General features: G+C 30.6%; 10 protein-coding genes and 1 tRNA gene. 5 read left to right on the plus strand and 6 right to left on the minus strand.

The genetic code is table 11. The features are described 5' to 3' along the window. Positions 1–2,298: 2,298 nt before the first annotated feature. The 6 genes from KTT71_RS03285 to rpsT form a co-directional block, all read right to left on the minus strand. Positions 2,299–2,374 (minus strand) — tRNA-Glu (locus tag KTT71_RS03285). Positions 2,375–4,429: 2,055 nt separating this feature from the next. After that, entirely contained in the window at positions 4,430–4,966 is a 537-nt protein-coding gene (hemG, locus tag KTT71_RS03290) for a menaquinone-dependent protoporphyrinogen IX dehydrogenase (RefSeq protein WP_216782418.1), read from the minus strand. Positions 4,967–5,007: 41 nt separating this feature from the next. After that, on the minus strand, positions 5,008–6,459 hold the full coding sequence (gene trkH / locus KTT71_RS03295; protein WP_216782419.1) for a Trk system potassium transporter TrkH: 1,452 nt from the start codon (positions 6,457–6,459) through the stop codon (positions 5,008–5,010). A 1,583-nt stretch (positions 6,460–8,042) separates the two neighbouring features. Next, positions 8,043–8,372, minus strand: coding sequence for a TusE/DsrC/DsvC family sulfur relay protein (locus KTT71_RS03300; RefSeq protein WP_216782420.1), 330 nt, complete (start codon positions 8,370–8,372; stop codon positions 8,043–8,045). Between the two features lie 1,641 nt (positions 8,373–10,013). Further along, positions 10,014–11,222 carry a beta-ketoacyl-ACP synthase I gene (gene fabB / locus KTT71_RS03305; RefSeq protein WP_216782421.1) on the minus strand — a complete coding sequence of 403 codons (1,209 nt, stop codon included), beginning with the start codon at positions 11,220–11,222 and terminating at the stop codon, positions 10,014–10,016. Between the two features lie 756 nt (positions 11,223–11,978). Then, positions 11,979–12,242 carry a 30S ribosomal protein S20 gene (gene rpsT, locus KTT71_RS03310; RefSeq protein WP_216782422.1) on the minus strand — a complete coding sequence of 88 codons (264 nt, stop codon included), beginning with the start codon at positions 12,240–12,242 and terminating at the stop codon, positions 11,979–11,981. 1,459 nt (positions 12,243–13,701) lie between these two features. Between rpsT and cysG the strand changes: the two genes are divergently transcribed. From cysG to secF, 5 genes are all read left to right on the plus strand, one after another. Further along, positions 13,702–15,075 carry a siroheme synthase CysG gene (gene cysG / locus KTT71_RS03315; RefSeq protein WP_216782423.1) on the plus strand — a complete coding sequence of 458 codons (1,374 nt, stop codon included), beginning with the start codon at positions 13,702–13,704 and terminating at the stop codon, positions 15,073–15,075. Between the two features lie 1,923 nt (positions 15,076–16,998). After that, the gene (gene tgt, locus KTT71_RS03320) at positions 16,999–18,111 is read left to right on the plus strand and encodes a tRNA guanosine(34) transglycosylase Tgt (RefSeq protein WP_216782424.1); all 1,113 of its coding nucleotides are present in this window, start codon (positions 16,999–17,001) and stop codon (positions 18,109–18,111) included. A gap of 190 nt (positions 18,112–18,301) precedes the next feature. After that, on the plus strand, positions 18,302–18,634 hold the full coding sequence (gene yajC / locus KTT71_RS03325) for a preprotein translocase subunit YajC (protein ID WP_216782425.1): 333 nt from the start codon (positions 18,302–18,304) through the stop codon (positions 18,632–18,634). Positions 18,635–19,460: 826 nt separating this feature from the next. Next, positions 19,461–21,314, plus strand: a complete 1,854-nt coding sequence (secD, locus tag KTT71_RS03330; protein WP_216782426.1) for a protein translocase subunit SecD — start codon at positions 19,461–19,463, stop codon at positions 21,312–21,314. Between the two features lie 12 nt (positions 21,315–21,326). Next, positions 21,327–22,259 carry a protein translocase subunit SecF gene (gene secF, locus KTT71_RS03335; protein ID WP_216782773.1) on the plus strand — a complete coding sequence of 311 codons (933 nt, stop codon included), beginning with the start codon at positions 21,327–21,329 and terminating at the stop codon, positions 22,257–22,259. Positions 22,260–22,765: the final 506 nt, after the last annotated feature.

Raw genomic sequence — 22,765 nt, forward strand, 5'->3', positions numbered from 1 at the left:
TAATAAAATACATTATTTATTGTATTTGTATACTAATGTAAATCATTCTTGATAGATACTTTATCTAATCAAGTTAATCTCTTCTATATAAGTCTTTTTAAAAAACTGATAGATCATCCTATATTATACTTAGGGCATATATAAAATTTATATTTTAAACAGACCTTAAGTAAGTTATATCTCCTAAATAATTAAAAAATCAAATTTAGCACTATAATGTTAGATCTCTTGTTCTTCTATTTAACAATAAAAGGGGTGTTAACAATCAGAACATCTCAGAAAGATAGTGCTCTATATATATGAAAAACGCATAAAGGGGTCACTATTTGATTTATATCATTTAATAACAGACAGAGTCAGAAGGCAGTAAGTAAAAATACCCAGAGCAGCCATAAAGCAATTCAACATAGTTAAATATCGCATCAAGTAGGCAGCGATCAAGGATCTTTTTAAGCCTTATGAATGAGGTTATTTATTATAGAAGGGACAATAATATAGTATTTATTTTTCTAATAGATTGAGCTTCAGATAATAATAAGAGCAATGCTTATTGCAAGCTCTACTAAAATAGTATTTATCCCATACATCTTGTCTATAATCTATTTTTAAGAAATATCTGTAATCCATGAGGGAGTGTGCTGATTACTGAAATTATAAATTACTTAATTAATATCTACAAAAATCATCTTGTAGTTTGAATCAATCGTGATTCTCTACGAGAAATATTATAACAAAAGTGGATTCTACTATTTATACCTGTGCTTCTTATTAAGCATTAAAATGCTTTAACAGCTATACTCATTATTGAATATATTCAAGTTTAAAACCGTTTATAAAAATAAAATTTGGTCACGTATGAAGAGACTTTCTCAAGTTAATGTAAAATGTTATAAGATTTGTCTAGATCTCTAAAAGAGAATTTTATTAGAATATGCGCATATATTTTATATTAAAATCTAATATTAGCTAGGTACTATAATTTCTTAGAACGGTTTACATAAAACTTCAATCAAATCTCTAACTGTAATTATACGTAAATTTAAACTATTTAGGGGGATATCTAACAATTTTTATGGTTTAATTAATATAAACTAATGCAGAATTATTAATACATCTCTTGTTATATGAATTACCGTAACTGCACGCTACTAAATGACATAATATTCATCTCTTATAATTCTCTCAGCAATTCTTCTAATTTTAGTGCATATCTATAGTAATTATATAATGTCATTTGAAAAGAAATCTAGATTTTTGTAAGAAAATTTTCGATGATATGATCAATAATTCAATTAAACATTGATTATATAGATATAAGATTATTGTTAATATTATCTTAAGAATCAGATAAGACCATGCAATGTTTATCATAAGAGAAGATATGTTTAACAAATAGTAATTAGTGATCATATCCATTATTTAGATTCGTTGATTTGATGAGATTAGCACTCTTCTAGGATGAGATTCTCTCTACTTACAGACGAGAAAATAGTAAAAGAGAGATAGTATTACTTTATCCACATTAAGCTCTTATTACAAATATACAAACCATAACACACATATGCTGTGATAGAACCATTCCTAGCAGATTTTCAAGTATGCAATACCGATAAAAGAATAACTTCTGGGTTAATTTTTCGGATACATTTTGCAACTAATATTATTATGTTTAACAGGATGCAATTTCCTTGCCTGTATTAGTTTAAATTATAGGAATATAGTGCGTATCAAGATCATATAACACAGTTAATTTAGACTAATAAAGTTGATGATATATGCGTATGATAGATCTTACTAAAGCAATCCTTGTATAAACGATATGTTAATTTAAAAAGTGTACTAAGCAACTAATAAAATAAACAACAAAAATAGTTTTATCTTATTTTGCAATGATAAGGGGTGGAGTCTATAAACTATTTTAAATTAAGTAAGCAATATTATTTGTCTTTCACTCAGATTAAATGCACCAGAATATTCTTCCTAGAAGATAAAGCTATATAAGTACATCACAAAGCAAGAACTTATTCTAAGTTTTCTTGATCTATTTTTTGTTATATTTAGATGATGCTAAAATATTTTATTTCTTTTCCATGAAGAATCTGTACTCTATGTGATTTTGTAATTATAAAAATGAAAAGATTAATACATGATAATAACTTACCGCAAACTTTGTGATAAGAAATCTGAAAGATTTTACTTCCATCAAAATTAGCCACTGATCTTCTTGCAAGAGAATTAATAAATTGTGTATTTTATCATCGATATTTTTATTAAAAATATCTTTGACAACACTTAGTATGGCGTCCCCAAGGGGATTTGAACCCCTGTTACTGCCGTGAAAGGGCAGTGTCCTAGGCCTCTAGACGATGGGGACATAATGTATATAAAATATGTTTTTCTTTTTATCAGTTAGGATCTCAGCAATTTATCTAAATCATCTTTATGAAAAGATTTAGATTAAGCAATACATCTACTATGGATCTATATTTCGCATTTTTATTGCATTGACCACTATTAATAATAGTATCTTAGTGCAATCAATATCTATAGTGTTTTTTGCATAGTGCAGCACTCAAATTTCAATGTATAATTGATGCATTCCTAAGAATCTGTATTCTTTTGTAGCATAGATGCATTTTTGATTAAATATATAATATGAGCAGCAATAATCTTTAAGCACTACATGAATGACTTATTATTTTTATATCTAAGACAGCATAAAATATATTGAACATTTTTCTATTTTTATCTTTCAGTTAATATATTATGTTACTTAAACAAGATAACATGCTTTAACTTGTATATATTTATAATAATTGATATCATTTTTACAACTAAAAATATTTATGAAAAATTAAGACATTTATCTCCACAAAACATTAAGTAAAGATGTTAAAATTGTCTGGAGTGATGCTATTGCATTAACTAATTTATCTCTTTCCAAGCATTAGACAAAAGCACCACGCATAGATACTCATAAAAAATTCCTTAAAATATTATATATATTAGAGTGGATTCCACTAAAATTGTTGAGTTCTGAATATATTTTACTTAGCTTTTTAAGCTTATTTTTAGAATAAATACACTTATATAATATGCTTGATATCTGTATATATGCTTTGAGCATTATCTTTCTACATATTCTTATTTGCTATATCAAAAATATTATTTGATTATGTTCTCTTATAATATATATACCTTACTAATTTTAATACAATTTATTTTATAAGATTAAATGTTTTTAAGCTACTTAAAATATTATCATTACTTAGAGCAGTAATGATTTAAAAAATAAGTATTACAGAAACACTTTGTACAATCTATAATTGTAACATATGACGTATTATATATCAGTACTTATTGGTATATTTTAAATTTTAACACATTATAGTGTACGAACTATCCGCACAGAGGACAAGCATCTCAAGATGCGATAAGGATTGTTATCCTGTGTTATAATTTAGTAAATAGTTGATTTCTATTAAACAAAAAGACATTTCAAAACTAAGCTTATTTTATTTATATTGTAGCACGCTAAAAATAATTATTTATTATTGTCCATGACTCATTACTAAACTCTTTTTTATCTAGATTATATCATCCGATCATTTTATAATAAAGAGTAAAATATTATTTATTATAAATTATTAAAGAGCATTCAGTTAGATAAAATTACGCAAGTAATTGGGCAAACATGATACCCCTTTCTGACCTAGGGTCAAGTGTTTTAATTTCATAATCTTGCAAATTAAGTTTATTTTTGGCTAGATAAGATATAGTGGTTTTAATATCTATTAATCATTAATTAATGATAAAAGCTCTAAGCAATTAATAATTACTTGAATTTTATAGCAATATAACTGCATAGTAAATCGAGATACCTAAGATGTTTATAAATTTATGCGAGTGATTCGCGGAAATTTTGTTTATGTACAAGGCAGATCTAAGCAAGCAATAGATAAATTCAATTGTGATATCAATAAAAGCCAATTTATTTAAAATAAAGCATAGCATAAATATGCTATACGAATTAAAATTCGTAAGGATAAGTTATCCATAATAATCAGATATTAACATTAGTAGAACATCGTCTCTCTAATAATATTAAGAATTCACTAAAGGGTTTATCATGCTTTGCATAATTTAGCAGAGATCAATAAAGGTAAGACTGTTGTAAGAATTTAAATATAAATTTTATAATATTATGATAAATAGTAAAATTATACTTAAACTCCGGCATGTTAATAGATGATATACTTTAGTATTACTATACTAGTGCACTAGAAATACTTAGACATATATAATAATATTGATTAAAATTGGTTATGCGAGAATATAAAAAAATTATATTAAACATTTGATACATCTAGTAAGAAAGCAGTGACTGAAGAGATCAATTATAAAAACAAGATTTATCTTATGGCAACAATTACATGAATTCTCTAGTTAAACATGAAAACTGGAGTGCAGCACGTCTAACATCTTGCCAATCTGTATATTCTACTTCTTTGGTAGTATCAGTCTCTCCATTGGTTATTTTCATAATCAATTTGATTATGGTTCTGTCTAACCAACTATACCTTGGATAACGTAGTGCCCCTGCAAAAACTGAACACTGCTTTGGACGCCATGGTGTAGCCAGCAGGAATTTTTTGGTATAGGTGTTACTCTGAGGAGTACGATGTTGAGGTTTGCGCGCTACAAGATTGACTGCAAAAAATGCACTTTGCATGTTGTTTAACTGACGCAAATTTAACCTAATGAATTCATATAATGCGCGATGGAAATGACCATAGCGAACTGAAGAACCAATCATTACAGAAGTATATTGTATTAGGTTGATGTCCATGGATGAAGAAAGATCCCGAAGATCACACTCGGTTGTCGCAATCAAGATAGAGGATATATAAGAAGCTATGGCCTTAGTTTGTCCATAATAGCTAGTATACAGGATTAATGCTCTCATAATTTATGCCTACAAACTATACACAATTAATATTATAATCTTTAATTTCGCCAGAATGTTGACGTAAACAAAACTAATAAGGTGAAAACTTCAAGCCGCCCAAACAACATAGTAAAAACTAGTACCCATTTCGCTATGCTATTCATGGAACTAAAGTTCTCAGCAACAATACCCAACCCTGGTCCAAGATTATTTAAGGTTGCGACGACCGCAGTAAACGCAGAAAAATCATCTACACCTGTAGCTATGATAGCCATCATGCTAATAATGAAAACTAATATATAAGCAGAAAAAAAACCCCAAACTGCTTCAAGAATGCGCTCGGGCAAAGCGCGGTTACCTAATTTGATACTATATACTGCATTAGGATGCACAAGACGCTTCAGCTCACGGGAACCTTGTAAGAAAAGCAACAAAATGCGAATAACTTTTAATCCACCTCCAGTTGATCCAGCGCAACCTCCAATAAATGCAGAACACAATAAAAGTACAGGTAAGAACAAGGGCCAACGGGAAATACTATCTGTAGTGAATCCCGCAGTAGTTGACATCGAAACCACTTGAAAAAAAGCCTGATTTAACGTTTGTAATTCGTTATCATATATGTGATACCACCAAAGCACTAAGGCACATATAGATACTAACGTTATTTGAACGAAAATGAACATACGAAATTCAGGATCACACCAATATACTCTAAAGGTGCGTCCGCTTAGGAGTGCAAAGTGCAAACTAAAATTACAACCGGATATAAGTAGAAAAAATGCAATAATATTATTTATAGTTGGGCTATGAAAATAACCTATACTAGCATCATGGGTTGAAAAACCACCAATAGCTATTGTTGAAAAACTATGAGAGATAGCGTCAAATACATCCATACCTGCACACGATAATGTCCCGGCGCAGGAAATTGTTAGTAATACATAAATCAACCAAAGAGTTTTTGCCGTTTCAGCAATCCTAGGTCTCATTTTATTATCTTTTAGTGGACCAGGAATTTCAGCGCGATAGAGCTGTAATCCACCGACTCCTAAAATCGGTAAAATTGCGACAGCTAGCACTATAATCCCCATGCCACCTAGCCATTGCAGCATTTGACGATAAAATAAAATAGCCTTAGGTAGAACATCTAATCCTACCAGAGTTGTTGCTCCTGTAGTAGTTAAACCAGAGAAGGATTCAAAAAATGCATCGGTCACACCGAGATTAGGTTGTTCAGCAAATAAAAAAGGTAATGACCCAACGCCGCCTAATACTGTCCAAAATAACACGACGATCAGAAAGCCCTCACGTTGTTTTAATTGATACTTTTCTTTGCGCTGTGGCCACCAAAGCACGAGACCAATCATGAGCGCAACAAAAAAAGTCTCAGTAAAAGCCCAACCAGCACCATCACGATAAATCAACGCAACCAGACCAGGGATAAACATAGTTCCTGAAAATAAAATAACTAGTAACCCTACAATACGTATAATAGCACGAAAATGCATGCAGGCACATTCCTTAATCATCAGTGAAAATAGAATGCAGGCAAAATTATTATGATTTTATTTGATAAGCTTGCGATAAGTATAGCTTAGATATATAATATTTGAATGATCATTGATCATACAACACCAAATGACTGTTAATAAAATACATGTATAATCAATTTGCAATATTTTGCCACAATTCTGCACGCTGACTCAATATATTTTAGATAAAATACAAAATAATTAAAATAATCGTATTAGATACCTATAATATCTTATGATTTTTCTAAAACAAGTTTATTATATTGTTTGAATTATTTATTATAATTTATTACATACACGATGCTTATAAAATACTAACTGCTATTCTAGCACGAATACCTAATTGTCTTAGGATAGACATTGATGCAATATAAAATAAAATATGTATCTCATAAAATTATTTAATAAATTTAATTTTACATTTTTAATAGAAAAAAAAATTTTTTTGCGACACTCAATATCTCTTCAAGAAACTTTTATTTAATGTATTACCTATTAAATTAACTGATCATTTCTCTAGAGTATTTTCATAACTGAGCACAAGATAGAACTAAGCAAATCATATATGATTAACAATTACTAAATAGGTTTGAGTTAGGATTATCTCTAGCAATCAAAATATATGCAAATAAAAAATTATATTTTAGCAGAGCTACATGCATGATAATGTGAAAACTATATAATTTATTATATATTACTTTTATCCAAAAGATCAAAAATTAATAAGCAAACTTGAATACTATTATGCGATTAGTGTGCCACACATAAAATTTTTCTAACTGTAATTGTTAAATTTTTAGGATAAAATTAATATACTATTAATATTTATTAATAAAACTACTACAACGAATAAAAATATTATTAAAATCTTATCTATAAGATATATACTAATATCTTAGTAATAGCACAATTATTAAATCTTATCGATAGCTCTAATCATAAAATTATTACAATAAATAACCATATACCTGCTAATAATTTTAATTTTCAATTATAGGAGCTCAAACCATATACATATTTTTATAGTTGTATAATAGAAGAAACTTCGTTGAAGATTTTTAGTAGGCATACAAGAAAAACAATATGGTTACATAACCATATTGAAGAAATATATTATCATATAATATTAAATTAATATTGGTATTATTTATCAATAATTAATACCTTACTCCCTTTAAATCAACAAGACAATCCTAATTTTAAATAAAATAATTTGAGTAATAATAACAATATCTATTTTATATCTAATACAATCCTAAATACCTACTGATCACAATAAAAATAAAATTATAATTATATTTTATAGGAAAAGATATTGTTTGCTTTTACTAATATTAGTATTTTTATAAAATCTTCTTGAGTATCTATCTTTACTGGAAAACATATTTAAGAATTCTTTTTAGCAAAAATTAATGCGGATACCACATACATTCCAGAACGAAAGATTCTAGTATATTAACTTAAGTAAGTATGACCCCGTAACCTATAGATTGCATAAATGATATAATAGAATTGTAATCTATATCATATATTATAGTCATAGATTTTTAGAAAAATGATTAAATACAATTTACAGGCTTTGGCAATCCAGCTAACTTAGTTGCTTGTTTAGCTGGTCCTTTGGGAAATAAAGAATACAGATAATGACTATTTGCTTTTTCTTCTGGGTACTGATGGGTTATAGCGCTAAGCAAAATGCGGATAGCAGGAGAAATATTAAATTCCAGATAAAAAGCACGTACAAACCTTACCACTTCCCAATGAGCTGCTCTTAGTTCAAGAGATTCTGAAGCAGCTAATAATGGGACTAGTTCTTCACTCCAATCACCGCTGTTGAGCAAATAACCCTGAGGATCAGTCTTGATATAGCGTCCGCAAAATTCTAACATTATTAGATATCTCTTTATAAAGATCTCATGAATTATCAATGATATAAAGATTAATTAATAAAAATATTATATAATAATAGCAATTAGCATAAATCAGTTATTTTAATTTTATTATATGCCTATTAACATAATTTTAATATCAAAAGATATATCTTATGCTTTTATTTGTTAATACACTAGCTTAATTTCTAATGAAATATATTTAGAAATATTATGTATTACGTGAGATACGTACAAAGAAGAGTATGTAAGAGCAATTAGCCGCATGCTCTTTTCAAATATTTTATAAAGTGTAGCATATAAGAGATGGAATAACTAATTACTCTATATTTTATAGAGGAATTTTAAAATAAAAATTAAGATTAATATAAATGATCTTAGACTATTCCATAGTCATTCAGAGAATGATTATATTGGATATAATAAATAATTATAATTTCTTAATTTAAAATACCGCGTTATTCTATTACCATTCTGAAAAAGTTAAATAAATATATTATATAACTATAAATTTCTGGTTTATATTTATATAGATTCCTTTGATTCACCATGAATGACCTGATTATAAAATCTGGATAACCGTGGATCATAAAGAAAGAATTCCTACAGGAATAGATTTTCTATCTTAAATCAATAAATGTTATGTTTATAGCTTTTCATTATATGAATTCTCTTTATTTTAAAATAAAAATGAATTGGCTCATGTAATGTACATGCATTCTATTTGTATCATGTTTATGATACTTGAAAAGATTATATATTATATTCTTAAATCATAATATAAAACATATCATGATTAACTCTAATATTGTCTCTTAAGTATATTTGCCTCTGATTGCAAAATTTAGCAATCATACTTCTATATCAGCAGAAGTACAAACATATCAAATAATACCAATATTTCTCTATCATAAAATATGATAGCTTCATAAATAAGTTTATTGATGATGGACAAATATAATTTTCAATAAAGCGTTATCTTCTATAAACTAAAATTGAATTAATATTTATAATAACCAATATAAACTCTATATAGTGAGATGTAACATGGAGATTATTTATTAAAGTAAATTATACTATATGTATACAATATCGTAGAGTCTCAGATAATAATGATGTAAGACATTTTATTCGATAAATACCATAATCATCAAGGATTAACCATGCTAAAAAACAGTTTATAACTTTTAATATTTTAGACCAAAAGACTAGTCTCTTATTCCGCATCATCTTATGATTATATTCATGCTCAATACTATTACTATGCTCACCTCTATAAAAAACACAGGGATAAAATGAACTTATCTTCTACAAGATAATTGTTAAATATTTTATCTGTGTGACTAAAATATTTATACTATTTCAGTAAAATTATTTTACTGCTTATTCATAAGCTGATGTTTATAAGATACTATATTTTTAGCAATAATAACCATAGTGTTAAAAACACTAGAATGTATGTAGAATATCTTAAAAAGATTTCATATTCATTTTAAGGTGCATCAACTTATAAAATGTAATAACTATTTTAAAGAAAAGAGATGCAGTTTAATATGACAATCTATCTAATATTAAACACTAATGTATAAAGATAGTATAATAAACTGACAAGTATTATCACTTTTAGTGAACTGATTATTTTTATATTTTTTTCATAAGCAGGCTAGCATTAGTCCCACCAAAACCAAAGCTATTTGACATTACGGAACTCAGCTCGCACTTAGTGGGCTCGGTAATAATATGCATATCATGTGCTTGTTTGTCTAACTCTTCAATATTAATGCTTGGAGCTATAAATCCATGCTTAAGCATCAACAAGGTATAAATTACCTCATGAACCCCTGCAGCTCCAAGTGCATGACCAGTCATTGATTTAGTTGCAGACATTGCTGGGGCATTATCACCAAACACTGAATGGATTGCGAGCAATTCTTTAACATCACCTATAGGTGTAGAAGTACCATGAACATTTAAATAATCAACAGTAGTGTCCATATTATTCATAGCCATACGCATACAACGTGCGGCCCCTTCACCTGATGGTACAACCATATCATAACCGTCAGATGTTGCCCCATAACCAACAATTTCAGCATAGATCCGTGCACCACGATCCAGAGCATGATGTAGTTCTTCAACAACTACTATACCGCCACCTCCTGAAATAACAAAGCCATCACGTTTGCTATCATAGGTACGTGATGCTTTTTCTGGAGTTTTGTTATAATGAGTAGATAGAGCGCCCATTGCATCAAACTCACATGCTAGTTCCCAGCATAGCTCTTCACCACCGCCTGCAAAAATAATATCCTGTTTAGATAACTTAATTATCTCTGCTGCGTTACCAATACAGTGAGCAGAGGTAGCACATGCTGAACTTATAGAATAGTTCACACCACGAATCTTAAATGGAGTTGCCAGACATGCTGATACTCCAGAACCCATAGCTTTTGTGACCATGTATGGTCCTACGCCACGGAGACCACGCGAACGCATAATATCCGCGCCAGCAACTTGGTTACGTGGCGATCCCCCTCCGGAACCAACGATCAATCCAGTTCGATCACTAGAAACCATGCTGTCATCCAGCGCTGAGTCTTTAATTGCTTCCTGCATAGATAAGTAAGCATAAATAGATGCATCACTCATGAAGCGCATAACCTTACGATCAATCATGCCAGTAGTTTCCAGTTTGATACTGCCCCATACGTGGCTACGCATCCCTGCCTCTTTCAGTTCAGGTGCAAAAATAACACCAGAACGCCCTGCTTTTAAGGAAGCGAGAACTTCTCTTTGATTATTCCCGATACTGGAAATAATACCTAATCCAGTAATTACTGCACGTTTCATGTCTTAACCTCTTATACATATATATTGTTCATTCGGTTTTTGAAACGCACTGTAACGTATACTTATACACCTAGCAAGTTTGATTGAACTGTGTAGTAGTCAGAGATCAATGACAGTAGCATAGACACAATAACCCTGACAATTTTCAGGTCAATTTATTGAAATTAGCTAAAATAAATCTCTATTGATAACAAAGTCTATATATTCTGCACCAATCATACTTATAATTTCTGATAAATAGCACCAATTTCATTATTCTAGAATTACATTATTATCATATAATAAAGCAATCACCACACTTATGGCTCTGTGATAACTTAGGTGATAGTTCCCATACTCACGATCTTGCTAATAATCGTAATAAGCAGTCAGAGTAACATCGAGATCACATACAAGAAAGTGAGTATCAGTTATTAATGCTGAGGCATTGCACTAAATAAGATATTATTTTGATCAGGTAAAACTCTCAAGTTCAGAAGAACTGGAGAGTTATAGTTCTTCTCGCATGTGTCTCTCAAGTATTTATCGTGCATGGTTCCAAGGAGAACGGAAATCTTAGAACGTGCCTCAGCAATCAAATACTAGATATCACTTGACCCTTAAAAATATAGAATCACACTCTATTCAGATTATTCCCGGACATTCTTATTGAAAAATTTCGCATTGATCCTGATTACTGATAACATAATTTCTATGTTATAGCACTTTTAAAGTAAGTATTTTATTAGAAAATATTTCATTAGTTTGAATAGTTAATTACTGCATTCTGTTAATTTGAGCTACAAGATTTGATTTATGTCTTGCAGCTTTATTTTTGTGGATCAAACCCTTACAAGCGTGACGGTCTACTATAGGTTGCATTTTATGAAATGCATTCTGCGCAGCAGCTTTATCTCCAGTGGCGATAGCCTCATATACTTTTTTAAGAAACGTGCGTATCATAGAGCGACGACTAGCATTATGCTTGCGGCTCCTTTCAGATTGTACAGCGCGTTTCTTGGCAGATTTAATATTAGCCAAAAGTCTCACTCCTAAATATTGTATAAAATAGACGACTATACATAATTTAGCCGTATACTTCTTATAGATTTATGAAAATAAATATATCTTTTATCAAAGATACTAACTCATTTAAAATCTGGGATCTGAAGATACTAATCCTTAGATGTACCCTGGTAAGACATATTCATGCTGACTTATAATATCATAATGAGCAGAAAAAATATTTTTTATCAAAGAATCCTTTATAATCAATATAAATACTAGTCAACAGATACATGCTTTAAGTGAATAGATATAATAATTAACTAGCGTCTAAGAATTGTAGAAAATATAAATGCGTATAAATGTATTATGATTTCCTAATACTATCAGTCTTTACTTGATTAAGGTACGATAAAGATCAAAAGATTATTCATAATAATTCATTAGTTGCAGGGAATATTTCAAAAATCTTTTAAAAAAGATTCATGCTTATGCATATCATGTCACAAATAGAGTATCAAGTAAACTATATACATAATAGGTGAGGAGTCTCGAAAAAACATTATTAGTGTTATTTATATTGCTCATATAATACCTATAATACTTAGAATTGTAGACAGAAAGATCAGAATAGGGTAAGAGGCAAGCAAAGATATTATCACGATAATAAAGATACGCTAGCGCTTATAGTAATTGCATAAACGTCTGGCCAATTATCCTTCTAAAATCAGCTATCACGCATTACGTTTATAGCAATACACATCATTACATCTCATTGGTGCGCATTTTTAAGATAAGTCCAGAGCCATGTAACAGTTAATTAAATTATTATTGAATAATTTAATTCTAATACGCTATATGTATTACTACCATCTACTAGAGTAGGAGCATATTTTATAGATATAAAATAGGTCTACAAAATTCAGAGTATCTGTCAATTTTTGTCGCATTATACTGCTAAGTATAACAGAAAATATTAGCATGAATAAACACTCTCAGGATATTGAGTTATACTAAAATAGTATTTATCTTTACAAGACTGACAAGCCATAAAAATCATATTTACATATTTTTAAACGCTTACAAATAACTACCCGCTAAGTGATGCTAAGTGCTATATATTATTCTTGGGTTAGATTCATAGTTCGCCCCGAAATACCTGGTAAATTATTACTGTTCTTATATGCTTTGGTGATGTATAAATACAGGCAAATGGATTACTAAATAAAACTTTGCTCTCTTCTGGTTAGGTTAAACATAATAAAATATTATAATATGAGCAATATTAATCAGTAAATCACATCCTGTCCCACTACTTCTAATAAGAAGTTATTAGGTACCATTTTTTCTTTATCTTTTTGGAAATACTTAATTAAAGCAGAGACCATGTTAGCATGTGTGAAGGTAAAGAAACAAAAGATTTATACTTGAATGATGCATGCCTTAAAAGATGCTTTGATTGCTAACGCAAATCTGCTGATGCGAGGACTATTACGTGGACTATTTACCTATTTTTTGTAAACTACGCGATAAAGAATGCCTCCTAGTTGGTGGCGGGAAAATAGCGGAACGTAAAGCAAGAATACTGATGGAAGCAGGAGCAATTATAACGGTTAATGCAAGATACTTTACGCCACAATTTGATATCTGGGGTAAGGATGGCAAGATAAAACAAGCATATGGAGATTTCTCTGCTGATTTACTAAGAGGCGTTTGGTTAGTGATAGCCGCCACAAACAATCAGATTATTAATGATCTTGTTTACCAAAAAGCAAGCGCAGGACAAATTTTCTGCAATGTGGTAGATTCACCTAAAAGTGCTAGTTTTATTATGCCCTCTATCATCGATCGATCTCCAATGATGATAGCAATTTCATCTGGAGGAAGATCACCTGTTCTGTCACGTTTACTGCGAGAAAAATTAGAAGCTAATATTCCCCAGCATTTAGGGCCCCTTGCCCGTTTAGCTGGTGATTTGCGCCAACAGGTAAAAGATAAAATTTCTAGTATAACTTTACGTCGTCGTTTTTGGGAAAGACTATTCATGCACGACCGTTTAGCCCAATCTTTAGGTAATAAAGATTATAGAATGGTGCAGAAGCATATTAATCATCTTTTCGAGAAGCCATTAGAGAACAGGGGTGAGGTTATACTAGTTGGTGCAGGTCCCGGTGATCCTGGGCTGCTTACTCTAAAAGGTCTGCAGGAAATACAGAAGGCAGATGTTATCGTTTATGATAGACTAGTGTCTGACGATATCATGCATTTAGTACGCAGAGATGCAGAGCTAATCTTTGTTGGAAAACGCGCTGGTTATCATTGTGTATCACAAAACGACATTAACCAAATGATGCTGCGTAATGCTTGCAACGGAAAACGTGTAGTACGGTTAAAAGGTGGAGATCCCTTTATTTTTGGCCGAGGTGGTGAAGAACTAGAAATATTATCCAAGGAGTGCATCTCATTCTCTGTAGTTCCTGGCATTACAGCAGCCTCAGGATGTTCTGCATACAGCGGTATTCCACTAACCCACAGGGATTATGCGCAAAGTGTACGACTAGTTACTGGTCATGCACGAAAAAATAAATCACTAGACTGGCCTAGCTTAGCTGCCAAAAACCAGACCTTGGTATTTTATATGGGGCGTAACCAAGCAGCTGAAATTCAAACAAATCTAATTAAACATGGTATGAGCATATCCATGCCAGTTGCTTTAGTTGAAAAAGGAACTTCTGTGCAACAAAAAGTAATTACTGGTAAGCTCACTGCTCTTACTGAACTAGCGCACCATGTTGACACCCCAAGTCTTATTATTATAGGAAAAGTAGTGTTATTACGCGATAAACTCAATTGGTTTATGACGTTTTGATTATCAGCAAAATAACATAAAACATAATTAAAGATCATGACTTATGTGCAGTTATCGTCACTTATCTATCAATTTGATAGAAATCTAATGGAATATTTGTTGAGATATCATCAGGTAAAACTTGATTAAACAATGTACAAGCTTAAAATATTTATACAAAAGTGCGTCATAAAAAATCTTTAACTAATTAGCAATAACAGGAATATATAAAGGTATATTACAATATTAAAAAGATAATTAATATCATGTATGTGTAAAAAATAATTTAAGTCTTATATGTCACTCATCCTGCAGTACTTATCATTAAACCCATACTGAAACATTGGTTAAATCTAAGATAAAATTATATACTTACAGTAACTTATCAGGATCATATTTATATGATCTTACGGGGGCAGAATATCTATGCAAGATCTTCTTTTGCAGCTAACCTAAAAAATTGAAGCCCGTAGAAAATTTAAAAATATTTCATGCATTTGAGAATAGTACGATAAAATAAATGCCCATGAAATATATTATCCGCTCATGTTAGATTATACCTTATTGATTTAATCAGTATAAATTTGAGTAAATCCTCTTCTGATTATCTAGGTATAATTATATTGAAAATATTTTTTCCTATAAAATTAATCTATAAATTATTAATTCAACCATCTTATCCATGTATTAGGCAGCGAGCTGAAATAAACTTATGCATCTGATAAAGAAAGAAATAAAATAAGTTAAGAGGGAAATACAATATAAATCAAGAGCCGTATAAGGTAAGCAGTAAATATATAACATAAAACATACATTCTTGTTATGACTTTATATTTTATCTTGTTTTAAAAAGGATGTCAATATCTCATCTTAAGATGAGATATTGACATCCGGAAGAGCTATGCTAATAAATACTTAAATTAGGATTAACAATAATTCAAAATAAATATATACATGTAAACTAAAAATTAGTAAAGCCTAAATTAAACCGGTTCTTAAGTATTCTTAGATAAGTATGCTCAACTATAAAATGAAACAGTATCATAATTTAAAGTGAGCTTTAATAATTTATTTTTACCAATACTTTTACATACATATGTATATTGATAGAGATAGATATCTATCCTATTAAAGACAAGATTATTTCTCTATGAGTGCTGTTTAAAATGTATAATTTTATATCGAATACGAAAGAAAAATTATTCCCAACCTCATGGAGCAATGTAAATATCATGAAATTAAAAAACAAATATCTTAGAGCCTTAAATATAACAAATGTTCAGTATTAAAAGATATCTAAGATATTTAATTGTTCTAAATAAACATGCTTTTGTCAAAGTATTTCTAAAAGAAAAGTACTTTCTTCTAGAGATACTTCTGAATAGTACATACATCAATCAAGAATGAGAAGAGGGGTTACGCACTTTGCTGAGTAGCATGCTCAGCAAACATAATACCTATAGACCCCCGCAGAGCATGCTTGTATTATGACTATACAAATTTTTAGTGGCTCTCAATTCCTCTCCATTATTTTAAATAGAACACATTTTTCCCTGGCTATGACCATAGTTTAACTCATGTATTATTTATTCTTACTCACGATTATATTTATTAATAATATTAGTAGAAAGTCTTAATACTATACAATATTTAGTTATAGTGCTCCACTACATAACAGATGTATGACCAAGACTTCTCAAGTAAGATAAGAATTAATTATTGTAAGCTTAGTTTATTGTCTTAAAAAGTATCAAAGAGCAGTATATTTTCATGTGCTGATAGGATCTAGCATGCGATAGCTAATATATACATAATATCTTAATACAAATAAAACATCAAGAAAACAGGCTAAAATTAATTTTTTTATAATATGCTCTTGTCTAACTATTTAGTAGCACATAATCCTTTGATGTATAAAATTCACCATGATTATGGAGGTTTTAAGTGAAGTATGAATTAGATAAAATTGATGGATACGCGCGTCGCGGTAGACTAATTTTTGATCGTGGCATAATAGAAACTCCAGCTTTTATGCCTGTAGGTACTTACGGTACTGTTAAAGGTGTTACACCTGAAGAATTAGAAGAAACTGGTGCGCAAATTATACTAAGTAATACTTTTCACTTGTGGCTGCGACCTGGAAGTAAAGTAATCAAGTCACATGGAAGTCTTCACGAGTTTATGCGCTGGAAAGGTCCAATTCTAACCGATTCCGGAGGATTTCAAGTGTTCAGCTTAGGTAAAATGCGCAAAATTAAAGAAGAAGGAGTCTATTTCCGTCATCCGATCAATGGGTCTAAAATTTTTATGAGTCCCGAAAAATCTATGGAGATACAGTATGATCTAGGTGCTGATATAGTGATGATTTTTGATGATTGCACTCCGTATCCATCGGATTGGAATTATGCAAATAGCTCCATGAGTTTGTCACTTAGGTGGGCTAAGCGTAGCCGGCAAAGATTTGATGAGCTAGATAATAAACAGTCATTATTCGGGATTATTCAGGGTAGCGTATACGAAGATTTAAGAGATTTATCACTTAAAAATTTAATAGATATTGGCTTTGATGGTTATGCATTAGGTGGATTAGCCTTAGGTGAGTCAAAAAAAGATATGCACCGTATTATTGAGCATATATGTCCACAAATTCCCGAGAAAAAACCGCGCTACTTGATGGGGGTAGGCAAACCGGAAGACCTAGTAGAAGGTGTTCGACGCGGTATAGATATTTTTGATTGCGTGATACCAACTAGAAATGCACGTAATAATCATCTTTTTGTAACCGAAGGTATTATAAAAATACGTAATTCTAAATATAAGGATGACACTACAGTACTAGATCCTGGATGTAACTGTTATACATGTCGTCATTACAGCCGTGCATATCTGCATCATCTTGATCGTTGTAATGAAAGTCTGGGGATAAGATTAAAAACCATACATAACCTTCAGTATTATCAGCAATTAATGTCTGGTTTGCGCCAATCTATTGAAAATGGTAATCTAAATAAATTTATAGATAATTTTTATCAAAATAAGTGTCTTCCTGTGCTATAAAAAATAAATGTAATAATGCTAAGGACGAGTTATAAGTCAATAATGATCATTGACTCATTAACCTCTTCTAGTGCACTCTATGATGACAAATCATATGAAACTTATCAGGATCTTTACAGGATAAAATTATATTTTCTGTGCAGGTGTGGTTTGTTCTATTAATCTTTAATTTATTAGATAGGAGTTATTCATGAGTTTCTTTATTACCGACTCTATGGCATCTTCTGAGGTAACATATAAGGATAGTCCATACTCTTTAGCTATAATGCTGTTCTTGTTTGGACTGATATTCTATTTTATGATCATTTTACCGCAGCAAAAGCGCACGAAAGAACATAAAAAACTAATGCATTCAATTAGAAAAGGCGATGAAATTATTACTAACGGTGGTTTGATAGGTAGAGTTACAAAAGTTACTAACACTGGTTATATTACTATTGAGCTGAACGATACAATTGAAGTGATGATTAAGCGTGATTTTGTGACAGCCATTCTTCCGAAAGGCACGATGAAGGCATTATAATTTTATTACTTTTCGATCTCTTATTAAAAATTATTAACTATAAAAAATTATTTGCAGAAAAACACCATTGATATTATTCACTCAAAGTCATGCTCATACTAATCTAGTCATAATATATAATTAGAATCGGTTTCATAGTCATGACCTGCAAAGAAAAGAATGTTCATGATAATACATCTATATTAATACACTGTATATAGAGACCAGTGGATATCCTGCTAGCTAAAGAGCTATATGCTTATTTATCTGATACCAAAATACATAATAGTGTATATCAAATTTAGTATTAATGATAAAGTGTTAAAATTAAAAAATAGACTCAAGGCTTTGTAAGATTCAAATTACATAAGATTATTAATTACGATAAATCAGAAGAAAGATCGTAATAATGATCTACATACTTTCTCTAATTTCTAGGATTAGATCAATCTATTTTTACTAAGCTTCATGTTCTCTTTTATGTTTTATTTATAAACATAAGTATATACTAAATAACAGCTACTCAGATTATTCGAAATAAAATTTTCAAGTATTATTCAGTAATACATAAATATATAAAACCATACTAAAAGTCGTTCTGAAGTATTATGCTAATAGATGCAATATGAAGCCTCATATTTAATAAATATAAGATATCTGAGGGATATCTTTTATAGGAATCTCTTGATGTCCTACTTAATTGAGAAAATTATATTTATATCAAATCGTTGACAAAAGCTACAGAAATGCAGGTATTTGAGGAACATATTTATTCTTTTTGATCACCAAAGTACTCGATTGATGCAACTAGTCTAATTTTAAAACAGACCCTTTTAAGGACACTGCTGTGTTAAACCATTATCCTTTATGGAAGTATATTATACTGATCGTAGCCCTTACCATTGGCATAATATATGCACTGCCTAACCTTTACGGAGAAGATCCTGCAATTCAGATTATCGACACTCACGATACTATCACAAACGAAAAAGTACTTGTTAAAATTAGTGGTGACCTACAAAAAAATAAAATATTAACTAAATCTATTGGATTAAAGAATGGTGCTATTTTAGCGCGATTTGAAAATACTGACATTCAGCTTAGAGCACATGACATACTAAGAAATGCTCTGGGGGATAGATACATTATAGCATTAAATCTTAAGCCAGCAACACCTAAATGGCTAGAAAAATTTGGCGCAGAACCAATGAGATTAGGTTTAGATTTACGCGGCGGCATACACTTTCTAATACAGGTTGACATGGATACCTATTTGAGTCAATTAAGAGAGCAAATAATGGATGTACTCAGTAGTGATCTAAATCAACAAAATATTAATAATTTCAGTATACAGAAAATTGATAGTGCACCGAGTTGCTTGTTAATTATCTTCTTAGAAGATAGTGCTCGTCATCGAGCTAGTAAATATCTCTCTTCATCCCATCATGATCTGATATTTCAGAATATCCGTAATAACTGTCTAAAAATTACAATCACCCAGGACCGCCTAAAAGCAGAGCATGAATATGCAGTTCAACAGAATATCTGTATATTGCGAAACCGTGTTAACCAACTCGGCGTTGCCGAACCACTAGTACATCGGTATGGTGCTTATAGCATTGTAGTAGAATTGCCAGGTACTCAAGATACTGCACATGCAAAAGAGATTTTAGGAGCAACAGCAACTTTAGAATTTCGCCTAGTTAACTTGAATACTAACATTAATAACACTAAAGATAATTATCTTCCAAGAGATTCCGAAATTAAATATACCCGCGATGGTAGACCTATATTATTGTACAAGCCTGTCATTCTTACTGGAGCCCACATTACAGACTCAACTGCAAGCAAAGATGAATTTAACCGCCCCCAGGTTAATATTATTCTTAATAGCTCTGGGGGTAACATCATGTCAAAATTTACTAAATATAACATCGGCAAGTATATGGCAACTCTTTTCGTGGAGTATAAAGAAAGTGCCAAGAGAGATGCAGTAGGTAAATCTATTTTAACAAAAACAGAAGAAGTAATAAACATCGCAAGCATCCAGTCTCAACTAGGTAATAGATTCCGTATTACTGGTCTAGATAACAACTACGAAGCCCGACAGCTTTCTATGCTACTAAGAGCAGGCGCTTTAGTTGCACCAATTAAAATTGTGGAAGAACGCATCATCGGCCCAACTTTAGGAACTGAGAATATTATTCAAGGTATTAAATCCTGCACATGGGGGTTAATTGCTTCCGTTATATTCATGATATCTTGGTATCGTAAATTTGGTTTAATTGCGATAACGGGATTACTACTCAACTTAGTCCTTATGGTAGGAATGATGTCCTTATTACCGGGGGCAACTCTAACAATGCCTGGAATTGCAGGCATTGTATTAACGCTTTCCATTGCAGTGGATGCTAATGTACTTATTAACGAAAGGATTAAAGAAGAAATAAAGAATAGACATTCTATACAACAAGCTATTTATAAGGGATATCGCGGTGCATTTCAGAGTATAATTGATTCAAACTGTACTACACTAATTACAGCGGTTATTCTCTATGTAGTAGGTACTAATTCGATTAAAGGTTTTGCTATTACCACTGCTATAGGAATTATAACCTCAATGTTTACTTCAATCTTTGGTACACGAGCCATTGTTAACTTGCTTTACGGCGGCAAGAAAATAAAAAAACTGTCCATCTAAGGAGACCAAGTGTTGTTGCGCGAATGTAATGTTGAACAACTAAACTATGATCTTAAAATTATTGACTTTATGCGTTGGGATCTCGTTGCTCTAACAATTTCAGGGCTTATACTATGTACTTGTTTTTTTATAATGATTTTAAAAGGATTTAACTTGGGTTTAGATTTTACCGGTGGCACAGTAATCGAACTGACCTCAAAACAGGCCCCTGACTTAAATATAGTGCGCGATGCAGTAAAAAAAGCAGGTTACCCTAATCCAGTGATACAAAAACTTGGTAATAACCACGATTTAATTATCCGCATTGGGCCAATACAAGAATTAAGCAATAAAATTGTGAACGTTGTAAAAGGGGCTATTAAGGGAGATGTTGTAATTAAGAGCATAGAGTCTATTGGTCCTAGTGTCGACACAGAAATGGCACCTACGTCTATTCTTGCTCTATTAGTAGCACTAATCTGTATCTTATTCTATCTGGGATTACGCTTTGAATGGCGTCTTGCATTAGGAACTATTATTGCTCTAGTCCATGACGTTATTATTACTCTGGGCTTATTATCGCTGTTAAGTATTGAGATAGATTTAAATATTCTAGCATCTCTCATGTCCGTTATTGGGTACTCTTTAAACGATAGCGTTGTTATTTCCGACCGTATTCGCGAAAACTTTCGCAACATAAATCATGGCACGCCTTATGAAATAATTAATGTTTCAATAACACAGACATTGAAACGTACTATTGTAACTTCTGCAACAGCAATAGCTGCAGTTTTAATACTTTATATCTTTGGAGGCACAATGCTGAAAAACTTTTCGCTCACTATGCTTATCGGTATTTCTGTTGGGACTATTTCTTCTATCTATGTTGCATCTGTGATAGCACTAAAATTAGGCATCAATAGCGAACATATAGTTCTACCTAAGATTAAGCAAGAAGAAAACTAATAAGACTTCTATAGTAAAATAATATAATGAGTATTATCAAGGTATCAGAAAGATATTAGAAATAAATTTGACATCTTTTATTAATATGCATTATTTAATCTTATGCATCAAAATGGTTATAAACTAAAAGAAATCAAGTAAATTAGCAGGTAGTAAGACATAGATGATTCTCTAATAAGAGACTTTTTATAATTTTAAGAAATTAAATAAATAATACTCTAAAATATCTTTGTATTGTTTTTCTATGACTACATACATTAATTAATATCAGTAGTAATGGGATCTCAGATCTCAAGTAGCGCTCTAAACTATCTATAATAGTAAAATAAGTATAATTAATACAATAATACCTTATCTCATTAGAGATGAGATATTATTTAAATCAAACATAACTGCATATATATCTAATAATTAGATTCTAAAATTATAAAAGAAGTGTTATCAAACCACGTACAAAATATAATTCAATTATTCTGTCTAATATTTTTAGATTTGTAAGTACTTAG

The organism is Candidatus Profftia tarda (assembly GCF_904848675.1).
Taxonomy (GTDB): Bacteria; Pseudomonadota; Gammaproteobacteria; order Enterobacterales; family Enterobacteriaceae; genus Profftia; species Profftia tarda.